The organism is Leclercia sp. UBA7405, from assembly GCF_037152215.1.
Classification (GTDB): Bacteria; Pseudomonadota; Gammaproteobacteria; order Enterobacterales; family Enterobacteriaceae; genus Enterobacter; species Enterobacter pneumoniae.
The window spans coordinates 1,347,277-1,363,822 of sequence record NZ_JBBCMR010000001.1; the positions used below are offsets into that span (position 1 = coordinate 1,347,277).

General features: G+C 51.0%; 19 protein-coding genes. 5 read left to right on the top strand and 14 right to left on the bottom strand.

Annotation, left to right across the window (positions count from 1 at the left end):
• Positions 1 to 133: 133 nt before the first annotated feature.
• The 12 genes from WFN75_RS06670 to WFN75_RS06725 form a co-directional block, all read right to left on the bottom strand.
• Complete coding sequence (locus tag WFN75_RS06670; protein ID WP_336995870.1) at positions 134 to 1,414, bottom strand: amino acid permease; 1,281 nt, start codon at positions 1,412 to 1,414, stop codon at positions 134 to 136.
• Positions 1,415 to 1,779: 365 nt separating this feature from the next.
• Positions 1,780 to 2,718 carry a LysR family transcriptional regulator gene (locus tag WFN75_RS06675; RefSeq protein WP_336995871.1) on the bottom strand — a complete coding sequence of 313 codons (939 nt, stop codon included), beginning with the start codon at positions 2,716 to 2,718 and terminating at the stop codon, positions 1,780 to 1,782.
• A 158-nt stretch (positions 2,719 to 2,876) separates the two neighbouring features.
• A complete protein-coding gene (locus tag WFN75_RS06680) occupies positions 2,877 to 3,023 on the bottom strand; it encodes a DUF2474 domain-containing protein (protein WP_336995872.1) in 147 nt (48 codons plus the stop codon).
• A gap of 10 nt (positions 3,024 to 3,033) precedes the next feature.
• Complete coding sequence (cydB, locus tag WFN75_RS06685; RefSeq protein ID WP_336995873.1) at positions 3,034 to 4,038, bottom strand: cytochrome d ubiquinol oxidase subunit II; 1,005 nt, start codon at positions 4,036 to 4,038, stop codon at positions 3,034 to 3,036.
• On the bottom strand, positions 4,031 to 5,449 hold the full coding sequence (locus WFN75_RS06690; RefSeq protein ID WP_336995874.1) for a cytochrome ubiquinol oxidase subunit I: 1,419 nt from the start codon (positions 5,447 to 5,449) through the stop codon (positions 4,031 to 4,033). Before WFN75_RS06690 ends, cydB begins: the two co-directional genes overlap by 8 nt.
• 109 nt (positions 5,450 to 5,558) lie before the next feature.
• Positions 5,559 to 6,080, bottom strand: a complete 522-nt coding sequence (locus WFN75_RS06695; RefSeq protein WP_336995875.1) for a carboxymuconolactone decarboxylase family protein — start codon at positions 6,078 to 6,080, stop codon at positions 5,559 to 5,561.
• 34 nt (positions 6,081 to 6,114) lie between these two features.
• Positions 6,115 to 6,438, bottom strand: a complete 324-nt coding sequence (trxA, locus tag WFN75_RS06700; RefSeq protein ID WP_336995876.1) for a thioredoxin — start codon at positions 6,436 to 6,438, stop codon at positions 6,115 to 6,117.
• A 32-nt stretch (positions 6,439 to 6,470) separates the two neighbouring features.
• Positions 6,471 to 7,496, bottom strand: a complete 1,026-nt coding sequence (locus WFN75_RS06705) for an alcohol dehydrogenase (RefSeq protein WP_336995877.1) — start codon at positions 7,494 to 7,496, stop codon at positions 6,471 to 6,473.
• A 3-nt stretch (positions 7,497 to 7,499) separates the two neighbouring features.
• A complete protein-coding gene (locus WFN75_RS06710) occupies positions 7,500 to 8,570 on the bottom strand; it encodes a flavin monoamine oxidase family protein (protein ID WP_336995878.1) in 1,071 nt (356 codons plus the stop codon).
• Positions 8,567 to 9,241, bottom strand: coding sequence for a cupin domain-containing protein (locus WFN75_RS06715; RefSeq protein ID WP_336995879.1), 675 nt, complete (start codon positions 9,239 to 9,241; stop codon positions 8,567 to 8,569). Before WFN75_RS06715 ends, WFN75_RS06710 begins: the two co-directional genes overlap by 4 nt.
• A 51-nt stretch (positions 9,242 to 9,292) precedes the next feature.
• Positions 9,293 to 9,634, bottom strand: coding sequence for a carboxymuconolactone decarboxylase family protein (locus tag WFN75_RS06720; protein ID WP_042391062.1), 342 nt, complete (start codon positions 9,632 to 9,634; stop codon positions 9,293 to 9,295).
• A gap of 20 nt (positions 9,635 to 9,654) precedes the next feature.
• Positions 9,655 to 9,936 carry a hypothetical protein gene (locus WFN75_RS06725; RefSeq protein ID WP_336995880.1) on the bottom strand — a complete coding sequence of 94 codons (282 nt, stop codon included), beginning with the start codon at positions 9,934 to 9,936 and terminating at the stop codon, positions 9,655 to 9,657.
• Positions 9,937 to 10,144: 208 nt separating this feature from the next.
• Between WFN75_RS06725 and gcvA the strand changes: the two genes are divergently transcribed.
• On the top strand, positions 10,145 to 11,158 hold the full coding sequence (gcvA, locus tag WFN75_RS06730) for a transcriptional regulator GcvA (protein WP_336995881.1): 1,014 nt from the start codon (positions 10,145 to 10,147) through the stop codon (positions 11,156 to 11,158).
• A 319-nt stretch (positions 11,159 to 11,477) separates the two neighbouring features.
• On the top strand, positions 11,478 to 12,314 hold the full coding sequence (locus WFN75_RS06735) for an alpha/beta fold hydrolase (protein WP_288820340.1): 837 nt from the start codon (positions 11,478 to 11,480) through the stop codon (positions 12,312 to 12,314).
• Between the two features lie 66 nt (positions 12,315 to 12,380).
• Here the strand turns inward: WFN75_RS06735 and WFN75_RS06740 are convergent, their stop codons facing one another.
• A complete protein-coding gene (locus WFN75_RS06740; RefSeq protein WP_040075691.1) occupies positions 12,381 to 13,568 on the bottom strand; it encodes an aminotransferase-like domain-containing protein in 1,188 nt (395 codons plus the stop codon).
• A 243-nt stretch (positions 13,569 to 13,811) separates the two neighbouring features.
• Between WFN75_RS06740 and WFN75_RS06745 the strand changes: the two genes are divergently transcribed.
• Positions 13,812 to 14,582 (top strand): hypothetical protein, encoded by a 771-nt coding sequence (locus WFN75_RS06745; protein WP_212476102.1) that lies wholly within the window; start codon positions 13,812 to 13,814, stop codon positions 14,580 to 14,582.
• A gap of 56 nt (positions 14,583 to 14,638) precedes the next feature.
• Here WFN75_RS06745 and WFN75_RS06750 read toward each other — a convergent pair whose 3' ends face one another.
• Positions 14,639 to 15,697, bottom strand: coding sequence for an NAD(P)-dependent alcohol dehydrogenase (locus WFN75_RS06750; protein WP_336995882.1), 1,059 nt, complete (start codon positions 15,695 to 15,697; stop codon positions 14,639 to 14,641).
• A 110-nt stretch (positions 15,698 to 15,807) separates the two neighbouring features.
• Between WFN75_RS06750 and WFN75_RS06755 the strand changes: the two genes are divergently transcribed.
• Complete coding sequence (locus WFN75_RS06755; protein ID WP_046885457.1) at positions 15,808 to 16,209, top strand: winged helix-turn-helix transcriptional regulator; 402 nt, start codon at positions 15,808 to 15,810, stop codon at positions 16,207 to 16,209.
• Positions 16,210 to 16,254: 45 nt separating this feature from the next.
• On the top strand, positions 16,255 to 16,542 hold the full coding sequence (locus WFN75_RS06760; RefSeq protein WP_046885456.1) for a VF530 family DNA-binding protein: 288 nt from the start codon (positions 16,255 to 16,257) through the stop codon (positions 16,540 to 16,542).
• Positions 16,543 to 16,546 lie beyond the last annotated feature (4 nt).

Consider the following 16,546-nt stretch of genomic DNA (forward strand, 5'->3'; position numbering starts at 1 on the left):
AATTCTTTTTCACTCGCGGACTTTATTTCCGGGTCATCATGAATTGAATTAATGATGACCCGGAATATAATTAATGATCGAGCCTTTTAATTGTTATGGTTGAAGCATAGCGTGAGTTACAGAGGTAAATTTTCTATTGTGAAAACAGCATGACAAATGGTCCAACGCACATCAGCATGCCTATTAAGATTACGTAATAGACCGATACGCCCCTAAGATCGGTAAACTTGTCATTCTTTAATATAATCAACCCAGGAATGATGCAGCTGATAAGACCATAAGTCACTCCGCCAAAAACAAATACCTTAAGAATCGGGAAGTTCGTCAGAACGATCAACCACAGCACCAATATCACCATGAAGAATGCTGTCACGGAGATAGTATTGCTATTTGGGGTCTGAGATTTAAACATTTTTTGTACAGTGACTTTGATTAAGCCAACAAAGGACTCATGCACAGCCAGATAGAGGGCCAGGAAGGCGGTTACGATGGAGAACACATTCAGAATCACGCTCATGTATTTCACCGCTGCTCCTGGTATCACCTTAGCGGCAAGCGCAAGTGCGGAGATGTTATCCTGATAGGCCCGCAGCGCATCCGCCTCACTGATAGACAGTACGATGGAGACGACAAACAGCAGAACGGTCGCCACCAGAACCAGATAAGCCACTTTGTGTACGCGCAATATTTTATACTTTGCCACCTCTTTATCTTCTTCGCGTTTTTTGTACGCAATATTCATAGGATTCAAAATCCCAACGAACATGATGGAGAAGATAGCAAATGGCAGAGTTGGAAAGGTACCAACAATCAGATGGTTAACACCTGGAAATTCGCTGACATTGCTCACATCCCAGAAAGGCACTACTACAAAGCCAATGGCTACAATGATGACCAATTTTATGGCAATCATGCTTCCAGATACTTTGAACAGTAACTTCTCCCCTTTAGAGGCCACAAGAGAAAGCCCGGCAATCAGCAGCAGTGGCCACCACCAGTGATCTGAGAGCGTCTGGGTCGTAAGGCCGAACGTCTTCATGTAGGAAGCGCTATCATTGGTGATGGCAAGGGCATACTCTACCATCGACTTCAGCATGGTGATGGAATAAAGCGCGCCGAGTAACACTCCCCAGCGGTTCCCTACATAGCTAGCAATGATACTTAGATAAGAATCTTGTTCATCACTACGTGCCATAGTTTCAATAAAAAGTTTCTGCATATAGTAGACGGCCGGATAACCAAGGATAACCGCCAGCGCAAATACCCATACCCCTTTCAGGCCGACCTGCAATGGGAAAAAGACAATACCGGACCCAATGGCGGCCCCAATACAGAGCACCACCCACCCTAAATCGTACATGGTAAAGGGAATATTTTTTTTATTTATTACTTCACTATTAATTCCTACAGTCATAGGAGACCCCAATAGACTAAATATAACCACCAGAACGAGCATGGTAGAAATACATGCTGTAGTAGCTTGTACATTCCTGAAAGGATGTGAACAAGCTTCTGCCGATATTCAATCAAATATCCAGGCTGGCTTTAATGATTGAATGTAATTAGCTTTACACAGCAACAAAACTGTAGCGAATGAAAATTAAAGAAAACAGTTTCCACTTTCACTCACAAGTTGTTTATTAAAAAACGGCATGACGTATGCCACAGAATATAAAATTATTTATCTGTTAATGTGATCTGCATAATAGTTTTTTCTTATGCGAACATTCTTATATGGAATTATATTTGTGAGCTAGCGCACATCAGGAAACCTGCCGGTTAAAGCAGGTTCTCAATTGCTTGTTCCCAACGGTTCCACGGTTGATTCTCTTCAACCAGAAAATCGATAAAAGATCGGACTTTTGGGTTACGAAACTTGCTCGGGAAATAGAGCGCATAAAGGCTGTGGGTGGGATAGGCACATTTACCGTCCAGCGTCAGGGGCACCAGCTCCCCGCTATCAATGTGTCGGCTTATCAGGTAGGACGGAAGCCAGGCTATACCCTGTCCAGATAGAGCTGCTTTAAGCAGCAAAAGGCTGCTGTTAGCCTGCACAGGCATTCTGGGTTTGATTGTGCACTGAGGATGTTGCGAAGCTATCTCGTTGTAGCGGAGCGGTGGCGTCAAGCCTGGGTACACCAGACACTCATGGCTCGCGAGCTCTGTACGCCGGGTTGGGGTGCCGTTTCGCGCAAGATAGGCAGGTGAAGCACAGTAGAGCCAGCTTATTTTGGATAATTTTCTGGCTGCATAGTTTTGCGGCGGCGTGGCTGTGATCCGCAGCGCGATATCAACGTTGTTTTCATTAAGATTGGTCAGGTGATCGTCGAGGTCCAGAATGAGCTCAACGTCATGATTTTTTTTGCGATATTCTTCAAAAATATCAATCAAATGTGCATAACCAAACGCCACGGAACAGGTGATCCGCAGCGCGCCGTGAGGATGGTTGAAATACCCGCAGGTGGTATTCACGATATCGTCAAACTCTTTGAGAAGAGATGAGGCTCTGGAGACAAAGTACTCTCCAGCTTCAGTGAGTTGGAATGACCGGGTCGTTCGTTGAATAAGTGGGACGCCGAGGTTTTCTTCCATCACTGCCAACCCTTTACTAACGGCCGAAGGAGAGATATTTAGCAGGCGAGCCGCTTCAGAGAGCCCTTTTCCCTCACTGATTTTCACTAGCATCTCAATTTGTTTGATCGTCAATGGAATTGTCATAGATTTGTTCGGTGGGTTTAACATAAGAAGGCAAAAAATCTCTGATGAAGTATGAGGTGGAGACACCGCCCCCGACAAAGCAGATAAACTTCTTTAACAGAAAAGAATTTCTTTCTGGTAAAACGCCCGGACATTATTCGGCCGGGCATCGGTTTAGATCATGACTTCAACCCTGCCGCAGACATTAGCGCGCGGAAAATCAGTGAAACCACACCCAGCGCAAGGACGCTGGCCGTCCAGATGATGATCAACCACGCCAGTCCTTTCAGCAGTCCAGGATTTTTATTGTCGGTGCCTGTATGCATACATTTCTCCTTAATGGTATCCCTCGCCAGTCCTGACTTTCCCGCGGAAAACGTAGTAGCTCCAGAAGGTATAGATAAGAATTACAGGGATGATCACCGTACTGCCTGCCAGCATAAAGGCCAGACTCTTATCCGGTGAAGCCGCCTGATGAAGCGATACTGACGGTGGAATGATATTGGGCCAGATGCTAATCCCAAGCCCTGAAAATCCGAGGAAAATAAGTGATAGCGTTAATAAAAAAGGGGAATAATGTGCGCCGCGGCGAACGGAGCGTATCACTCCCCATGAACAGACCAAAACCAGAACAGGAACAGGCAAAAACCAGAACAAGTTTGGAAGACTGAACCAGCGCAAAGCGATATGCGAGTGAGCCAGAGGGGTCCAGAGGCTAACGATCCCCATTATCACCACCAGCGCCGTAACTAACGGTACAGTAAGTCTGGCCATTTTCTGCTGTAAGCGCCCTTCGGTCTTCATAACCAACCATGTACTGCCCAGGAGCGCATAAGCTAAGGTAAGACCAACGCCGCAAAACAGCGCAAAAGGATCCAGCCAGATAAGTTCCGGACCCGCGTAAGCACGTTGACTAACGGGTAAACCATTAATCAGGCAGCCCACAACCACACCTTGTGAGAAGGTGGCAATAATTGAACCAACAATAAATGCCTTATCCCAGAAAGGACGATGGGCGGGCGTAGCTTTAAATCGGAATTCAAAAGCGACCCCACGAAAGATCAACCCAATGAGCATCAGCGTTAAGGGGGCGGCCAGTGCATCGGCGATGACGGCATAGGCCAAAGGAAATGCGCCATAGAGGCCAGCTCCCCCCATAACCAGCCAGGTTTCGTTACCATCCCAGACCGGCGCCACCGTATTAACCATGACATCGCGTTCTTCGGCATCCTTATTGAAAGGGAAGATGATCCCTACCCCCAGGTCGAATCCATCCATGACGATATACATCAGGATTGAGAAAATGATTATGCCAAACCAGACAAGCGGGAGATCAATCATGACGTGCTCCTTCTTGTTGGCTGCTCGCAGAAAGAGGCCGTGCCGGAGTACGAAGCTGGCCAGGCCCCCCTTCCTCATGATGCTGACCTTCGCCACTGACCGGACCCTTTTTGATAAGCTGCATCATATAGAGATAACCCACTCCGAATACCGCGGAATAAACCAGGATAAATGCCAGCAAGCTAAAACTCATATATAAGCTACCGTGCGCCGATACTGCGTCACGGGTGCGCTGGATACCATAAACTACCCAGGGCTGCCGCCCAATTTCTGTGGTAAACCACCCTGCCAAAATGGCCATTAAACCGGATGGCCCCATTAGCAATACAAACCAAAGAAAAGGTCGGGAAGAATAAAGATGCTTGCGATATCGCAGCCAAAGACTCACTGCCCCCTGGGCAATCATTAAGAGCCCCAGTCCCACCATGATACGAAATGACCAGAACACTATTGTAGAGTTTGGCCTGTCAGCAGACGGGAAACTCTTCAAAGCAGGGATCTGTTTATTCAGACTGTGAGTCAGGATCAAGCTGCCGAGATAGGGAACTTCGAGGGCATATTTTGTGCGTTCCTGCTCCATATCCGGAATGCCAAAAAGAATGAGTGGTGTAGCTTCACCCGGTCTATTTTCCCAGTGCCCTTCAATCGCCGCAATTTTCGCAGGCTGATGTTCAAGCGTGTTTAACCCATGCCCGTCACCCAGAAATGCCTGAATGGGGGCAACAATGGCAGCCATCCACAGTGCCATTGAGAACATCGTCCGGATGGCAGGCGTATCATTACCTTTAAGTAGGTGCCATGCGCCGGATGCGCCGACGAAGAAGGCGCTCGACAGAAATGCCGCTGTCGTCATATGCACCAGACGCCATGGGAATGACGGATTGAATACAATCTTTAGCCAGTCCTGGGGCACCACTACCCCATTTTCAATACTGTACCCCTGCGGGGTGTGCATCCAGCTATTGGAAGCCAAAATCCAGAAAGTCGAAATCAACGTACCCAAAGCGACCATGCAGGTGGCAAAAAAGTGAAGACCTGGCCCAACCTTATTACGTCCAAACAGCATGACGCCCAGGAAACCGGCCTCGAGGAAAAAGGCTGTCATGACTTCGTAGGTAAGTAAAGGTCCAGTAATACTGCCGGCAAACTGAGAAAATCCGCTCCAGTTAGTGCCAAACTGATAAGCCATGACCAGGCCGGAAACGACGCCCATACCGAAGTTAACCGCGAAAACTTTGGACCAGAAATGATAAAGATCCAGATAGACTTCTCGGCGTTGTTTAAGCCAAAGCCCTTCCAGTACTACCAGATAGCTGGCGAGACCAATCGTTATCGCCGGGAAAATAATGTGAAACGAAACGGTGAAGGCAAATTGGATCCTTGCCAGATGAAAAGCATCTATTTCGAACATATGCACTCCTTATTATGGGCGCCACGGTTCACCGCGTGCGTTCGCCCATAGCATCACCGCAGCGTGCACTGCGGTGATATCCAGGTAACAGAAGAGAGAGGATGGGACGTTAGATGTCCAGCGCTACGAGAAAACGTGAAACCATGTTGTAAGCGGCAACGGTTGCTACGGCTTCTACCGTTTTGGTTTCACCGAAGAGGATTTTTAGTGATTCAATGACCTTACTATCAACATCCACTTTTTTTGTTGATTGATCGGTTAAGGTTAAGAGGGTCCATTCGTGCTCATTGAACAGGCTACGTTCCGGTTCGGCTTGTTTCAGCGCCAGAGCCTTCTCTTCAGTTCCTCCAGCGTTTAGATAAACCGGATAGTGCACACCCCACTCAAATTCAGCGTTATTGAGTACCGCCACACGCAGCATTATTAATTCAAGATAAATGAGCTCAAGACTAAAATTAGCTCGAACTCGTCCGAGTAAGGCATTCCAGCCGGTTGCCAGCGGGAAGCTTTTCAGCAGTACCCTGTCGATTCCAATCAACTCCCCGCCGGGGCGACGGGCCTGCATAGCGGCCAGTAAATCAGCCGGTACAGGATCGTTATCCTGCCACGGCGTTACGCGTACATTGCTCATAAATATTCTCGCAGATGAATGTAATGCTCTTAGATCAGTCAATAATGGTCGTCAATAACGAATCGAAGTCGCTTTTTGGCCTGGCACCGGAAAACTCCATTACGGTTTCACCGCGCACATAAATTTTAAAAAAGGGAATGGAGCGTATTCCATGTTTAGCCGCCAGCTCTGGCTGTTCATCTATATTGACTTTGAAAACGGCCATCTTCCCGGCGTGTTCATGTGCGAGGGCCTCAATCACTGGTGCAACCGCACGGCAAGGCTGGCACCAGGATGCCCAAAAATCGACTAATACTGGAACGGATGCGTTTAACACTTCAGAAGAAAATTCAGCTGTTGATAATTCACGGATGGTCATGACTTTTCCCTTTTAACTTGCGCATAGTGGGTTCAATTCTGGTCTATGGTGAGAACCATACGGAATTTGGCCTGACCGCTACGCATTTTTTCAAAAGCGTCCTGCGCCTGAGCCAGAGGCCGGGTCTCAATCATCGCTTTCACATCCGCCAACAGGCTGAATTTTAGAGTCTTTTCTAACTCAATGGGCGTGCCGGTAATAGCGCCTCTGGCCGTTAGTTCGCGCCCTATCATGACACCCGGCGTCAGAGTCAGCGGCTCCTTGCCTACCCCGACGACCATTAAACGTCCATGCGGTTTGAGAGCCGGTAACAACGCTGATACGGCGAGACTATCCGTTATGGTCGATAAGATGACTTCCGCACCGCCATGCGCTTTGATTGTTTCCACGGCATCTTGTCTGTGCGTGTCTATATAATGGTGCGCCCCAAGCGTCATAACCTCACTCGCAATGTCATCACCTCTTCCTACGGCAATGACCAGGAAACCCATTTTACGCGCATACTGTACGGCCAGATGTCCAAGGCCGCCCATTCCCTGAATCACAACGGTATCACCGGCCTGGGCATGCGATTTTTTTAGCGCATTGAAGGTTGCAATACCGGCGCAAAGTAGCGGTGCGGCTTCTACGGATGAGAGATCGTCCGGGATGGCGACCAGTCCTGTCATCCGCGCGAGCATATATTCGGCATATCCCCCGTCACGAGAACTGCCGGTAACCGGCTGGTTTTGACAGAGGTTGAAGTAGCCCAGACGGCATTGTTCGCAGGCGTTGCAATGTCCGCCTAAGCGCCCAATCCCAACGCGCTGTCCTGGCTTCAGCCATGCGGGCAACGGATCGGCTGCTTTGTAGATCGTTCCCACCACTTCATGGCCAGGGACGCGTGGGTATTGAACGCCCTTTTCTAGCCCTTCGATAGCTCCGGCATCTGCCCCGCAAATACCACAGGCTTCAACTTTGATGAGCACTTCCCCTGGCCCCGGGTTAGGCAATTCTCTTTCCACCATTTCAAGTAGACCCGGATGCGTCACCTGGATGGCCTTATAAGTTTCTTTCATACCTTATCTCTCCTGTGATAATCGTTGAACGCCTTCAGCGGCGGCATCAATCGCGCCAGCAAGATAGCCAGGGAATGCGGTCGACCACTCACTGGCAATACCCGTCAATAGGTGTTGCCAGGGACCGTCATTCGCCCCGGCAGGCGGTACAGAATGGCCTGCCTGTAAAATGAGATCGCGGGATGTAGCGGTAAAAGGATCGGCGGCCCAGTCTTTGAAAAACTCAGCATGCGGATGGAGCGCCTCGGGACCAAATAACCTCTTCAGTTGCTCCCTGCACGCTTCGCGTAAAGCCGTTTCACCAACGCTCTGCCGCGCGTTATAGGGCAGCCCGATAAAACCAAAAAGGGAATGAACCCCATCTGGTTCGGAAACGTCGTGGATTTCTACCATAGGGCCGACACTGCTTCGCGCCTCGCCAGAGAGTCCCTTTGCTTTCCAGAAATCGCGTGAATAGTGGGCGACATATTTGGCATGGGGCGCCATCCAGGTCCCGGTATTACGCCAGGCCTGTAGTAAGGGATCCGGTAGCGCAGGGGTAAAGGCAATATGGGCTGCCAGCATCGGAGGCAGTGCCAGCAGGATATGCCCGGCACGCAAAGTCATTGGCGGTTTGTCTGGACTGTGCCCATAAATCGTCAGCGTTCCGTTGCATTGTTCAATCTGCTTTACCTGTATATCCATAACAATTCGCTCGGGCTCAAGACGAGATAGTAGCGCGTCGGTAAACTTCGACATTCCTCCACGAACACGTGCGGGCGCAGGGGAAGAGACGAATCCTGGATGGCGCGAAGAGGCATCCATTGACCGCTCAAACAGCATGTCACCCATTTCCTGATGGGAAAAAACCTCAAGGCCCAATTCTGCCAAAAGGCCAGACAGCATGGGTTGAATTGCAGGCCAGAACCACGTTGCGCCGAGATCTCCACCTTCCGCAGCAGATGAAAGGACCCGGCCCCCTACGCGGTTGCGAGATTCGAGTACAACATAATCAATACCGGCCTTCTGCAATAACCACGCCGCATACAGCCCGCTAACTCCCGCGCCAATAATCGCGACCTGCCTCTTAATCACGGCTGTGACTCCTGCCGAAGAGGAAGATGCCCCTTTTTAAGATAAAGAAGGGTATGTTCTTTTTCGGCTATAAACGCCATCTGCTGCCCGGCTGGAATGCGAATCCAGCTTCCTTCGCCATGGATGCTGTTGCCTTCAATGAGACAGCCTTGCATGATAAGAATCTCTGCTCCTCCCAACAGTAGAGGCGTAACCAGCAGAGCACCTGAGGCTAAGCGCATCAGGCAAACACTCTCATGATCGTTTTCGAACAGTTGGCAGACTGAGCTACCCTTTTCCTCGATCCAGTTTGCCGTATCGCGGGTATTGATACGCAGTGGCCTCTTTTCGTCGTCACTCATCTGGCCAAGTTTAACGAAAAGTAGTGTGCCAGGGGTGCTGTTGGGCTGATGGAGAGAGCCCGGCGGATTGCGTAGATACCAGCCCGCAGGGTAGTTCTGCTCACCTTCCGAAAACTCCCCCTCTAGCACCAGAATCTCTTCACCCGCTGGGTGAATGTGCTGCGGAAAAGAAGTTTGAGGTAAATAACGAACAATGCTTGTCGCACGCGCTTGTTCACCGCCGATCCGATCCAGCATCACACGATCAACGCCCCCTTGCGGAGAGCGAACCCAGTGGTATTCGTCCAGCGCAATGGTCACCCGCCGGGAAAAGTCGTGATTAATCAACATACGGCGTTCCTGCAAGAAATGCGGTTTCCAGACGAAACCGCTATATCAGTTTTATTTTGGTAATGAATCGAAGGCATCAAGGGCTCGGCTAGAGTACACAAGCGCGGCTCCTGTATTCAGGGTAATAGCGACACCCAGCGCCTCGGCAATCTCTTCACGTGTGGCCCCCTGTTTTGCAGCAGCTTCGGCATGCACCGACAGACAACCATCGCAGCGGGTAGTGACGGCAACAGCCAGCGCAATCAACTCATGCGTTTTGGCATCAAGGTGCCCTGTGGCAGCCGCACCGTTTTGCATTTTATCGATGCCCTGCATTACGTCAGGTTGTAGACCTGCAAATCTGCCGATGGCGGCACGCAGCTCTTTACGCATTTCAGTCCAGTTCAAAAACATAACGATTCCTTATTGAGCATTCAGGCAACGGTATAAATGCGCACATCGGGCGCACTGTTCAGATAAGGTTTAAGGGCCTCAACCACATCTGCAACGAACAGCTGAGATCCGAGATAGGCTTCAGCCTGTTTGGTGGTTTCGAAGCCATGAAGTACCTGTACATCCTCGGCACGAACCAACAGCTCTTTCGAGACCGCGCCATCAATGGTAGAGAGGAAAGGCGCTTTATATTTTTGGTAAACCGCCGCTGCAGCGGCACGGTTTTGTTCGCTCACATCCAGGATGCTTTGTAAATACGCCATGCTTAACTCCTTCATTCAATGAATAACTGAAGCCAAAAGGCTTTCGCGTTCTTTTAGATTACGGCGTGTTAGGGCTTTCATTTAAATGCAAAGAAAAGCTTTGCACATAAAATCATCGCCCTTGATAAGGTTTTAAACAATATGTTTTGTAAGCCCCACCGTTTCTGCATTATGTTAAGCAACCGCCTCATGAACAAATGAGATAATCTTGACCATTCAAAAAGGTTTTCTATCTGATATGAAGATTCCAGTTCATCTCAATGCACTACGGGCTTTCGAAGCCAGCGCGCGTCATCAGAGCTTCTCCCTTGCGGCAGAAGAGCTCAATGTCACCCCTGCTGCCGTAGGCCAGCTGGTGCGTTCCCTGGAAGAGGTTGTCGGTTTTCCACTGTTTCATAGAAGTAATAACCGGCGTGCCGCCTTACTACTTACAGAACCTGCACAACGGGCGTTGCCCGACATTCGCTCTGGGTTCCAGAGCCTCAATTTAGGCATGACGCTGCTTCGCGAAGGGGCAACAAACGGTATTCTTAATGTTACTATCAGCCCTGCTTTTGCCGCCAAGTGGCTGTTACCGCGGATAGAAGATTTTCAGCAACGCTGGCCGGATATCGATGTACGACTGGAGACCAGCCTTAAGCTACTGGATTTTACTTCGCAGGGTATGGACGTCGGTATTCGTTACGGTTTGGGACAATGGGAGGGCTTGCAAGCAGAGCTATTGATGTCCGAAGAGGTCTTTCCCGTATGCGCCCCCTCTTTGATGGCTGTGAATCCGGCAATTAATTGCCTGACGGGCGTCACGGAGCAAACGCTTATTCATGATTTATCGATGGAGCAGCATAAAGACTTCATTACCTGGGAGCAGTGGTTACGCCGTTTCAATGTGCAGTCCATCGCCCGTAAGCCAGGCCTTCGCATCAACAGTTCAGCTGCCGTGCTGCAGGCTGCCGTGGAAGGCCAGGGTATAGCGCTGGCGCGCAGCATTATGGTCGATGACGATCTTAAAAGCGGGCGTCTGGTCCGGTTATGCCCGGAAGTCTCGCTCGCCAGCCCCTTAGCCTATTATCTGGTGCATCGGCCTGGTTGCGAAAGCCTGCCAAAAATTGCCTTTTTCCGCGAGTGGATGATTGAACAAGCCCGAGAGTTCAACAAAACTCAACAAAGGTTATCGGAGGATGATCGCGAGATTCAGAAAAACGTGCCGGTAAATCCTGAATAATAGGTTCTGCAGAGATGCAGATATTTTCCGGTTTATGGCCGGAAAACTCCCTTTATCCCGATTGCCAGACGGACCCAGTCGCTATCATCCCTGACAGTCTAAATTTAGTATTTATTAATAATCACAGATTAACTGTGCATATATACAGTTAATCGTCGCTGGATTTATTGCCTCCTCTTTACCCTTCCCTTTCTCATCCCGGAATGCAGGCGCTGCTTCGCTACACTACACTTCAACACGGCATGTTATCGCCATCCGATTGCCTGTTCACCAGCGCAACATTCATCCCGACTTTTATTCATTCCGCGAGGGGTCAATCATGTCATTTGTGACGACAAAAGATAATGTCAGTATCTTCTTCAAAGACTGGGGTCCTAAAGATGCACAGCCCATCTTTTTCCATCACGGTTGGCCACTCAGCGCCGATGACTGGGATAATCAAATGCTCTTCTTTTTATCCGAAGGCTTTCGCGTGATCGCGTCCGACCGTCGTGGTCATGGGCGTTCCAGCCAGGTCAGCGACGGGCATGATATGGATCACTATGCAGCGGATGTCTCGGCGGTGGTTGAACATCTGGATCTGCACAATGTGGTGCATGTCGGCCACTCCACCGGTGGCGGCCAGGTGGCGCGCTATGTCGCACAATATGGGCAGCAGCAAGGGCGTGTCGCAAAGGCCGTGCTGATCAGTGCGGTTCCGCCACTTATGGTGCAAACGCCAGATAATCCGGGTGGGACACCGCTGGAGGTCTTCGATGGTTTCCGGCAAGGGCTGGCAGCCAACCGGGCGCAGTTTTACCTGGATGTCGCATCGGGTCCGTTCTACGGATTCAACCGCGACGGCGCCGACATCTCGCAGGGCACCATTCAGAACTGGTGGCGTCAGGGAATGATGGGCAGCGCAAAAGCGCACTATGAAGGCATTAAAGCGTTTTCAGAAACCGATCAGACCGAAGATCTGAAGGCGATAACGGTACCCACTCTCATTCTTCAGGGTGATGACGATCAGGTGGTCCCCTATAAAAACGCCAGCCTGCTTCAGGAGAAACTCGTCTCTGACAGCACGCTGAAAGTTTATCCAGGCTATCCGCACGGTATGCACACCACTCATGCGGAGAGTATCAATCAGGATCTTCTCGCCTTTATAAGGGGCTGATCGCCCTGCCCTTTAATGAGCAATGCCGCATGCGCTAAGGCGTACGCGGCATATTTCATGGGTAACTCAACCCGGCAGCGAGGCTTTCAGGCGACGCACCGCTTCCTGCAGGTTTTCATCGGTCACGCTGACATAAGACATGCGTAAGGTACTGTGGTCCGGTTCATTACAGTAGAAGAACTCGCCCGGCACGTACACCACGCCGTTGTTGAGGGTCGTTTTCAGCCATTCCGTGGTATTCATCTCGTATTTGAATTTCGCCCATAAGAACATCCCGCCCATGGGTTTATGGAAGGTCAGATGATCGCCCAGCTCGCGTTCAACCAGCTGGCATAGCGTCTCGCATTTATGCTTATAGGCTTTGCGGATCAGCGCAATTTGCCCTGGCAGACGACCACTTTCCAGATAATGATAAGTGAGGGATTGGGACAAGGTACTGGTATGCAGATCCGTCGCCTGTTTCAGGTTCACCACCTGCCGTTTAATCCAGGCCGGCACCACCAGCCAACCCACCCGTGCGCCAGGCGCGAGGATTTTTGAGAAGGTAGAGGTATAGATGACGTTATCGCTGTTATCCATCTCTTCAGCCCAGGCTTTCAGAGGCTTGAAAGTGTTATCGGTAAAGTTAATCTCGCAGTAGGGATCGTCTTCAATAATCACAAAATCATAGCGTTTAGACAGTGCCACCAGCTGTTTACGGCGATGCTCAGCCAGCGTCACCCCGCCCGGGTTGCCAAAGGTGGGAACGATATAGACGGCTTTGATTTGGGTGGTTTTCACCAGCGCTTCCAGCTCGTCGATAATCATCCCGTCGCCGTCGGTTCCAACAGACATCAGGTTTGCTTCGGCCAGCTGCATAACCTGCAGTGCCGCCAGGTATGTCGGGCGTTCTACCACTACGATATCACCCGGATCGATCAGAGCACGCGCCAGTAGATCCAGTGACTGCTGAGAGCCAGAGGTCACCACCACATCATCGATATCGCAGTGAATGGCGCGCTCCCCCAGCAGCTGGCAAATGGCGCCGCGCAATTCCGGGCTCCCTTCGCTCAGACCATACTGGAAGGCCTCTTTCCAGGCGCTGGAGAGCACCTTCTCCATTGCCATCTCTAATCCTTCACGATCGAATAGTTCCGGATTAGGAATGCCGCCGCCGAGAGAGATGACCCCTTCCATTTTGCTGTGCTTCAATAACTCACGGATTGCCGATGACTGAAGATTCTGGACCTTTTTTGCTATTTTGTTCTGCGACATCTTCCCTTACCCATTTATTAATGTATCTCAGACTTATTATCACATGCGCAACAATTTGATAACCGTTTAATGGCCCAAATCGATATGTCCCGCCATATTATCCCTCCCAGATCTACATTTCAGGCAGGGAATGGCGTTTTCGGACGCGTAAAAATAGCCAATCTGATGGCGTAAATTGTTCTTTAATCTCCTAAGTACGCGCGCTAAGCTCCGCTCACACTCAGTATATTAAGAAACACTATCATGAAACTAGAGCAGTTCAGCGGTCTGTTAACCACGTTAACGCATGACTTCACCAAAACGCTGCCAGGGGAGCTGTTGCTGACGACCGAAGGCGATATCACCACCTTTTATGCCCCCTTTGACTACATTAATACCCAGGCAAAAATCGTCTTGTGCGGCATTACGCCAGGTTTACAACAGGCCAGCCGGGCGCTGGAAGAGGCGCAGCGCCATTTACGGATGGGGGCCACCGTCGAGCAGGCGAGAAAAGCGGCAAAAGAGACGGGCAGCTTCGCCGGTCCAATGCGCAGTAATCTTATCGCTATGCTGGATCATATTGGTCTGCCCGATATTCTGAAAATTGAGCGCTGCGCCCAGCTATTCGGAACGCACAGCCACCTGGTTCACTATACGTCAGCGCTGCGCTACCCGGTGTTCATCAAAGGGAAAAATTACAGCGGTTCGCCTGGCATGTTGCAGCGTGCCAGTATGCGTCAGCAAATTGATACCCATCTGGCTGAGGAGATTGCGCTGCTGGGGCCTGAATGTCTGTACGTTCCTCTTGGCCCTAAAGTGACGGAAGTGTTTCTGCATTTGCAAGCACGCGGGCTGCTCAAACCGGAGCAACTGCTTGACGGCCTGCCTCACCCGTCCGGGGCGAACGCCGAGCGCATCAGTTACTTCCTCGGTAAGAAAGCGCGCGCTACGCTATCAGCCAAAACCAATGCCGATACGATTGATAATGCCAAAGCCAGACTGCTGGCGAAGATGGCTACCCTGCAAAATCGTTAACGGTTTAGATGACAAAAGCCAGCAAACCATGAGCCTGCTGGCTTTGAGTAAAGTCCTTAACTCGCTGACCAGCGCGTTCCCTGCATATCTATCACAAACCGGTAGCGCACATCACCTTTCAGCATGCGACTAAACGCCTGTTCGACTTCGTTACCGGTAATCAACTCGATATCGGCGGTAATGTTGTGAGTGCCGCAAAAATCGAGCATCTCCTGGGTCTCTTTAATACTGCCAATCGATGAGCCGCTGATGCTCAGGCGTCGGAAAACCATTGGCGTGATATCCGGCGAGAGATGCGGACTGTCCGGAATGCCCACCAGCACCAGTCGTCCGTTTGTTTTCAGCGTTGCGAGCAAGGGATTCAGATCGTGTGGGGCCGCTACGCAATCAATAATGATATCGAGCGAGCTCTGCATCTCGGCCATTTGCGCCGCATCGCGGGATACCACCACCCGCTTCGCACCCAGCCTTTTCGCATCCGCCCCCTTTTCCGGGGAGGTGGTGAAGAGCGTGACCTCCGCGCCCAGCGCGCTGGCCAGTTTCACCGCCATATGCCCTAGCCCGCCTAGACCAACCACCCCTACGCGATCGCTCGCCTTCACGTTGAAGTGGCGCAGCGGAGACCAGACGGTCACGCCGGCGCAGAGCAGCGGCGCGACCCCTGCCAGATACAGGTTCTGCGGCACTTTGACCACGAAATGCTGATCGACAATCACATTCTGCGCATAGCCGCCCCAGGTGCTCTCACCGGTCACCTTGTCGATACCGTTATAGGTTGCGGTGAAGCCAGCTTCGCAGTATTGCTCCTCCTGCTGTTGACAGAAATGGCACTCGCGGCAGGAGTCAACCATCACGCCTACGCCGACAATGTCTCCCGGACGCAAGCGATCCACATTGCTGCCGGTCGCCACCACGCGACCAACAATTTCGTGACCCGGAACCAGCGGATAACGGCTCACACCCCACTCGTTACGCGCCATATGCAGGTCGGAGTGGCAGACGCCGCAGTAAAGAATTTCAATATTGATGTCCTGCTTTTGCAGGGGACGCAGGGTAATGTTCCCGGAGACCAGGGGTTGTGTCGCCTCATGGGCAACTAACGCTTTAACTTTCATGCCACCTCGCAATGCACTGGCTTTTCTCAATCGAAGGCGGCAAACTTTACGTAAATGGGTTCACAATTGATAGTAGTCACCATTTGGTGACCATAAATGAGGAGCACGCCATGCCCGCCTGGGTAGACGGAAAACTGTTTTTTTACGCCGATTCACCGCCGCGCCGGTTAATGGATCTCTTCTCGGTCAAATGGAGCACCATGGTGCTGCACGCCCTCTACCACTGGCCGGACGATCGCGCCCGCACGGGCGAGCTGCAGCGCAGTCTGCAGGGGATCTCAAAAAAGATGCTTTTTCAGACGCTTAAAGAGCTGGAGCAGCGCGGACTCATTAGCCGACACGTCTATGACGTTATCCCGCCCAAAGTGGATTATCGCCTTACCCCGCTGGGCCGAACCTTTGCCGAACCTATAGAGCAGATGTATCAGTGGGGGCTGGATAACCAGGCGGCGCTGGATCAGATGCAGGCATGCTATCAGGCTGCGATAAACACGCAGAAAACCGGCGGATAATGATGTAACCTTTCTTAGCGATAAATGACAACAAACGGACACAGCATGTCAGCACAAATTTCGAAAGATCCTCTGCACGGCGTTACCCTCGAGATGCAAATTAACGCTCTGGTGGCGCACTACGGTTGGGAAAAGCTGGGGCAGCTTATCAAGATTAATTGTTTCAATAGCGACCCGAGCGTGAAATCCAGCCTGAAATTTTTACGCCGCACACCGTGGGCGCGTGCAGAGGTTGAAGCCCTGTATCTCGATAGCCTCGACGAACCCGCACCGGAATCCGCGCCGGCGCCCACCGCCAGCCCCTGGTCCAATAATCGCCATACAAAGAGCTGACACG